This window comes from Streptosporangium sp. NPDC001681 (genome assembly GCF_040298085.1).
Lineage (GTDB): Bacteria > Actinomycetota > Actinomycetes > Streptosporangiales > Streptosporangiaceae > Streptosporangium.
The window spans coordinates 1-6,398 of sequence record NZ_JBEOZN010000241.1; the positions used below are offsets into that span (position 1 = coordinate 1).

Annotated in this window: 8 protein-coding genes; 4 read left to right on the forward strand and 4 right to left on the reverse strand. The window is 67.3% G+C overall.

Going from position 1 to position 6,398, the window contains the following annotated elements; all coding sequences use genetic code 11:
- Positions 1-186 precede the first annotated feature (186 nt).
- On the reverse strand, positions 187-1,155 hold the full coding sequence (locus tag ABT130_RS46585; protein ID WP_350918522.1) for a LysR family transcriptional regulator: 969 nt from the start codon (positions 1,153-1,155) through the stop codon (positions 187-189).
- A 74-nt stretch (positions 1,156-1,229) separates the two neighbouring features.
- Between ABT130_RS46585 and ABT130_RS46590 the strand changes: the two genes are divergently transcribed.
- Together ABT130_RS46590 and ABT130_RS46595 are read left to right on the forward strand one after the other, a co-directional pair.
- Positions 1,230-2,117: an EamA family transporter gene (locus ABT130_RS46590; protein WP_350966350.1), complete on the forward strand. Its 888-nt coding sequence runs from the start codon at positions 1,230-1,232 to the stop codon at positions 2,115-2,117.
- Between the two features lie 129 nt (positions 2,118-2,246).
- Positions 2,247-3,902, forward strand: coding sequence for a tetratricopeptide repeat protein (locus ABT130_RS46595; RefSeq protein ID WP_350966351.1), 1,656 nt, complete (start codon positions 2,247-2,249; stop codon positions 3,900-3,902).
- Positions 3,903-4,003: 101 nt separating this feature from the next.
- Here ABT130_RS46595 and ABT130_RS47900 read toward each other — a convergent pair whose 3' ends face one another.
- Genes ABT130_RS47900 through ABT130_RS46615 form a run of 3 tightly spaced genes read right to left on the reverse strand, consistent with a single transcriptional unit; the run spans position 4,004 to position 5,443 of the window.
- A complete protein-coding gene (locus ABT130_RS47900; RefSeq protein WP_451935775.1) occupies positions 4,004-4,348 on the reverse strand; it encodes a DUF397 domain-containing protein in 345 nt (114 codons plus the stop codon).
- Between the two features lie 41 nt (positions 4,349-4,389).
- Complete coding sequence (locus ABT130_RS46610; RefSeq protein ID WP_350966352.1) at positions 4,390-4,593, reverse strand: DUF397 domain-containing protein; 204 nt, start codon at positions 4,591-4,593, stop codon at positions 4,390-4,392.
- Positions 4,586-5,443 carry a helix-turn-helix domain-containing protein gene (locus ABT130_RS46615; protein WP_350966353.1) on the reverse strand — a complete coding sequence of 286 codons (858 nt, stop codon included), beginning with the start codon at positions 5,441-5,443 and terminating at the stop codon, positions 4,586-4,588. The genes ABT130_RS46610 and ABT130_RS46615 overlap by 8 nt, the downstream gene beginning before the upstream one ends.
- 254 nt (positions 5,444-5,697) lie before the next feature.
- Between ABT130_RS46615 and ABT130_RS46620 the strand changes: the two genes are divergently transcribed.
- Both ABT130_RS46620 and ABT130_RS46625 read left to right on the forward strand, forming a co-directional pair.
- A complete protein-coding gene (locus ABT130_RS46620; RefSeq protein WP_350966354.1) occupies positions 5,698-5,985 on the forward strand; it encodes a hypothetical protein in 288 nt (95 codons plus the stop codon).
- Positions 5,982-6,398, forward strand: a 417-nt coding sequence (locus ABT130_RS46625; RefSeq protein ID WP_350966355.1) for an ATP-binding protein, incomplete at its 3' end; no start/stop codon positions are given. The genes ABT130_RS46620 and ABT130_RS46625, both read left to right, overlap by 4 nt.

The following is a 6,398-nucleotide window of genomic DNA, read 5'->3' on the forward strand; positions in this document are numbered from 1 at the left end:
AGGAGGGAGCCGCAGCGTGCTGCGGTGACCGACGACAACGCGGCGAGGCGCCGCCTGACCGACCGCAGTAGGCAAAAGATCCGCAGGACAGGGCCGAGGGTCTCCCTCTGGCTGTCCTTGGCACGATCGCCCGGATGCGTCCCCGGCCTCACGGGACGGCGCACCCGGCGCGGTGACCGCGAATCCTCACTCGACCGGGTGAACGTTCCCGGCCAGGACGGTGGACGGCGCCTCGACGGACTCGGAGATGGGGATGTGGAAATCGGCGGAGACGGCCTTCAACGCCTCGACCGCGGCGCGGATCGCCGGGCGGCGGGCCGCGTCACTGCGCCAGAGCGCATAAAGCCTGCGGGTCGGGCGCGACCTGATCGGGACGACCCGCACCCCGGAGGGGACGAAGTCACGACCCAGTCGGGGAATGATCGCGCACCCCTGCCCGGCCGAGACGAGGGCCATCTGGGTGGGGTACTCATCCGCCATGCAGGCGATGTCCGGCTCCACCTCGGCCGAGCGCAGCGTGTAGACCAGCCAGTCGTGGCAGACCGTGCCCGGTGAGGAGCTGATCCACTGCTCCCCGGACAGCTCGGCCAGCTCGATCTCGGAGCGGTCCGCCAGTGGGTGGGTCGCGGGCAGGATCGCGTCGGCGATGTCGTCGAAGAGCGTCGCCCGGGACAGCCCCTCGGAGATCGCCAGTGGGCGGTTCATCCAGTCCTGGATCACCGCGAGGTCGAGCTCTCCCCTGGCCACCTCGCGGATCTGCCGCGAGGGCTCGCGTTCCATGAGCTGAAGCCTCAGGTCGGGGTGGCGGGTGCGCAGCAGGGCCAGCGCGGCGGGCATCAGACCCCTGGCCGCCGTGGGGAAGGCACCGATGCAGAGCCGCCCCACGACCTGCCCGCGCAGTGCCTCGAAGTCGGCCTCCGCCGTCTCGACCAGCGCGAGGATACGCCCGGCGTGGTCGGCGAGCAGCCCCGCCGCGTCGGTCAGCCGCACCCCGCGCCCGTTGCGCTCCAGCAGGGTCGCGCCGGTCTCCCGTTCCAGCTTGGCGAGCTGCTGGGAGACCGCGGAGGGGGTGACCATGAGCGCCTCGGCCGCCGCACCCACCGATCCGTAGACGGAGACCGCGTGCAGTGCCTTGAGCCGATTGAGATCCAACACATAAGCAACTCTAAACGACATAAGCCAGAAATTCTCGCTTGTGCTGAAATATCGCTGAAAACGACGATGGATATATGCGCACCCGGCACCTCCTCCTCGCCATCGGCCTCACCGCCCTCTGGGGCTTCAACTTCGTCGTCATGGAGGTCGGGCTCCGGCACTTTCCACCGCTGTTCTACGTGGCGCTGCGCTTCGCCCTGGCCGCCTTCCCCGCGCTGCTGTTCGTCGGCGGCCCCGGGGTGCCCTGGCGGAAGGTGCTCGTCGCCGGGGCCACACTCGGCATCGGCCAGTACACCCTGCTGCTGATGGGCATGCGGGCGGGCATGCCCGCCGGGCTGACCTCGCTCGTCGTCCAGGTTCAGGCGGTCTTCACCGCCGTCCTGGCCGTCGTCCTGCTGGGGGAGCGGCTCACCGCGCGGCGGATCACCGGCATGGCCGTCGCGCTCGCCGGGCTGGTGCTGATCGCCGCCGACCTGGGCACCGGTGGTCCCATCGGCGCGTTCCTGCTGGTCGTCGGCGCGGCGTTCTTCTGGAGCGCGGGCAACATCGCGGTCAGGAGCGCCGCCCCGCCCAGCTCGTTCCGCTTCATGGTCTGGATCAGCGCGGTCGCGGCCCTGCCCATGCTGGCCCTGTCCCTGCTGGTGGAGGGGGTTCCCCGGCTGGAGTTCTCGGTGGAGGGGAGCCTGTCCGTGCTCTACGTGGCGCTGATCTCCACCCTCGGCGGTTTCGGCATCTGGGGCTTCCTGCTCCAGCGCTACGACGCCTCGGTGGTCGCGCCTTCCGCCCTGCTCGTCCCGGTCTTCGGCATGTCCTCGGCCGCCCTGTTCACCGGCGAACCCATCTCTCCCGTCAAACTCACCGCCGCCACCCTGATCATCTCCGGCGTCCTCTACGCCGGCACCCGCCCCCCTACGACCGCCGCACTCCCCGCTCCCGTCCGGACCAAGGCGAAAGCTCCCTGAAAACGTCAGCAACCAGGAGCAGCGTCTCCTAACAGTGATCTACAAGCCGTTTCCCAGTAACGGTCTCTAGCTTCGTCACCAGCCCTCATGCCTGGTGCGATAGGCCCCCGGCGCCGAGGAGAAGGTGCGATGAGGCCCGAGGACAGCCAGTCGGCTGCCGCCGCGGGGAGAGGCATGGAGGAACGGAAGTTGGAAGAGCAGCTCGGCCGGTATCGGGAAGTGGTCGCCGTCCATCGGGGGCTGGCCGAGGCCGATCCCGAAAACCATCTGCCGCCCTTGGCGCACTCCCTATCCGACCTGGGCAGGGCGCTGGTAGAGCTGAAGCGGTTCGACGAGGCCCTGTCCTCCTTCGAGGAGGCCGTCGCCGCCCTCCGGCGGCTGATCGGCACGGACCGCGGCCTGCACGCTCTTGAGCTCGCTCCCGCCCTGACCGACCTGGGTGCGTTGCTGTCCGCTCTGGGCCGGCCCGACGAGGCCGTACCGGTGTGGGAGGAGGCCGTCGATCTCTACCGGGAACTGGCTGTCGTGCCCGACTACCGGGACGATCCCGGGTCTCCGATCCCGGACGCCCTGGGCTCGGCACTGTGCGAGCTGGGGTCGGCGCTGAATGGTCTGGGCCGGTACGACGAGGCCGTGGCCGCGCTGAGGGAGGCCGCCGACATCCGGCGCGGACTGGTCGCCACCGACCCCGAGGAGCACCTGCTCGACCTGGCCCGCGCCCTGGACGGACTCAGGACGGTGCTGTCGGACCTGGGCCGGCCCGGCGAGGCGCTGCCCGTGATCGAGGAGCTCGTCGCCGTTCACCGGCGGCTGGCCGACGCCGGATCAGGCCGGCCCACTTTGGAACTGGCCATCGCCGTGGGCGAGCTGGGTGTGACGCTCATGGAGGTTGGCCGCCTCGACGAGGCAGTGCCCCTGCTTGAGGAGGCCGCCGACTCCTATGGCAAGGTACTGGCCGTCCTGCGCGACCCGTACAGCCCGCAGATCGGCGCCATCCATGAGGGGAAAGCGGCGACGCTGACCAACCTGGGGCTGGCGTTGACCCGCATGGGGCGGCTGGACGAGGCCGTGCCCCGGCTGGAGCTGGCCGTCTCCTTCCACCGGGTGCTGGTCGGGTACGACCCCGAACGCTACGTGCTGGGTTACACCCGCTCTATGATCAACCTCGGCCACGCGTTCTCCGAGCAGGGCCGGCACGACGACGCTCTGCCCGAGTTCCAGGAGGCCGCCCGCCTCCGCCAGGAGCTGGCCGAGCTCGATCCCGGACGCTTCATGCCGGAATATGCCCGCTCCCTGGTCGGCTTCGGTATGGGGCTCACGAACGCGGGGCGGCTCGACGACGCCGCGACCATCGGGCAGGAGGCCGTCAACATGTGCCGGCAGCTGGCCCAGGCCGATCCGGAGCGTTTCCTGCCCGACCTCGCCAACGCCCTGAGCTGCCTGGAGGCGGCCCACGTACGGCTGGAGCGTTCCGAGGATCTCCTGTTCGTCCAGGAGGAGGCCGTTACCGTCCACCGGGAACTCATCAAGGTGGACAAAGAGCGTTTCCTCCCCGGGCTGGCCCGCTGCCTGTCCAACCTCGGCTTGACATACGACGAGCTGGGCCGGCCCGGTGACGCCGTGCCCGTGATGAACGAGGCCCTCTGGGCACATGAGCAGCTGTTCCTTCGTCGGCCATCGGACCACATGGACGGCTACCTGAATGCGCGCCGTCACCTCGCCGCCTGCCTGGCCAAGGTCGGCAGGCACGACGAGGCCGCTCAACTGCTGGGGAATCCGCGGTAGCACGGCGCGAGGTGAAAACTCCCTGAAGCCGTCCGGTTACGCCGAGGCGGGCAATCCGCACTTCTGGCGGGTGGAGAACAACAACGGCTCACCGCCCACGCCTACGAACTGGACCCGGCCACCCACGCGTACGGCCTCACCGGCATCCACCACGACCGCCTGACCGCCCCGGTCCCCTTCCCCATCACCATCGACCTCGACGACCTGCTCAGATGGGCACCCAACTCACCCCAGGTCGCCGAACTCACCGCCTTTGACACCACCACAAAGGCCCGCCACCCGCCAGGGGAGAAGACCAGCGCTGGACCATTGATGTCCTTACTGTCCCGAACGGCCACGATCCCGGCCAGATTGCGCGCTACCTCGACACACGCTCCACCATTGCCGTTACTGCGCGAACTCTTGCGCCACTCTGCGTGAGACAGGTCCACAGGCTGGTTCTCCACCGTCCCGCACCTCTCGGAAACCCTCTTAACTCATCACGCGATCAGGGGCGCGTGTCGAAGTCTCCAGACTTGACACGGCCAAGGAAGGCAGCCCAGTCACCTGGCGAGAAGACAAGTGTGGCGCCATCAGGGTTTTTGGAGTCACGGACAAGGTACTGGTTGTCTACGTGGGCCACCTCGACGCAGTTGTTGCCGCTGCCGCTCAGGCTGCTCTTGCGCCACACAGCGTTTGTCGGATCAGTCATGAGATAGCTGCTCCTTCGCCTCGGCGATCAGCCCCATGGATGCATCCTGGGGCAGAGCCGCATCACAGATGCGCTCAAATGCCATTTTATAGCGATCTATCTGATCTGAGCTCTCGATATATACATCACCGGCGGTGCCCTCCACGTAGGCGACGTCGGGATCGACCTCTTCTGTGAAGGACAGGACAGTGAACGCCCCTTCCAGCCCGGCGTGTGCTCCAGCACGGTAGGGAAGGACGCGGATCGTCACATTGGGACGGCGCGCCGCGACCAGCAATGCCTGCAACTGATCACGCATTGATTCGGGATTACCGATCGGGCGGCGGATAACGCCTTCGTCTACTACCGCATAGAGTTCCGGCGCATCGGGCCTGCTGAGCAGTGTGCGCCGTGCCATGCGAGCCATGACCCGTCGATGGGTGTCCTCTGCGTCGTGCGGTTCGGGTCTCCCAGCACTGATCACCGCGCGGGCGTAGTCCTCGGTTTGTAACAGACCCGGGACGAGCTGCACCTCCCATTGATGGATCAGGGCAGCTTCGTCCTCCAATCCGATATAGGAGCCGGTGAACACATCGGCGTAGGCGGTCCACCAGCCGCGTTGACGGACCTCCTTGGCAAGTTGAATCAAACCAGCACGAACCGACGAGCCCGCACCATAAAGGTCGCAGACATTGGCAACGTCGGAGGCACTCGCGCGAGTACGTCCTGTTTCGATCCGGCTCACCTTGCTACGGCTCCATCCGAGACGGATTGCAGCACTCTCAGGGCTTAGCCCGTTTTCTTCTCGCATCTTGCGTAGTTCACGAGCCAGACGCCGGAGCCGAACAGTTGGGCTGTATGTGGGCGACATGCGCTCAGTGTGATGGAGCGGCTACCCGGCCGTCTTCGATACGCAGATTAATTTCAATCTGCATTGTGCATTGACAGACAGCACCATGCTAACTCAGCATGACCATGCAATCACTTTCCGTTGCTCTAGATCGCTGGGAGCGGAAGAGCTTCAGGGTGTCGCAAGGCAGGGTTCTCTTCGCATCGCTCAGATGTGGACATTCCTGCCAAAAGCCATCGTCGCGCGGAACAAATCCGTAATAGGAGGTCAGTGCTATGAGTGCACGTGATCCGCAAGAGCAATTGATTCACCTGGTACGGCTGGGGTGGGATCTGCGGGGCCTGGGGGTGGGCACCTCGCTGGTGTTGCCCCAGGTGGGGCAGCCAGTGCTGGAGATCATGTCCGGGGGCGAGACCCGGGTCCGGATCGCCGTCATCCGTCGCGCCTGCGGCTGGATGTTCGTCTGGCGGCCCTGGTGGGCCAGGGCGTGGCGGCCGGGCGAAGGGGTCTGGGCCGGGGCCGACAACGCCGCCGACGTCATCGTCTCGGCGGCGATCGCATGAACGCGTACCGGCAGGCCACCTGCCGCTACGAAAGACAGCGAGCGACCGCGGGACGCTGGGCCGTACTGCACCCGCTGGGCCACGCCGAGTTCGCGGGCCTGGCCTGCTCGGTCGCGACGGTCCGCGCCTGGGCACGAGACCTGCTCACCGGCAGAGTCGACGACTCCGCCCTCGACACCGTGGTACTCCTGCTCAGCGAGGTCGTGACGAACTCCGTCGTCCACTCCGACTCCGGGCAGAAAACAGCAGGATCGATCACGGTCTGCCTCGGCCTGGGCGGCGGCATGGTCCACGCCGAGGTGATCGACGACGGCTCGACGACCAGCCTCCCCTTCGTCCGCGCGGCCGACTTCGACAGCGACGGCGGACGCGGCCTGCTCCTGGTCGAGGCCATGGCCACCGCCTGGGGCACC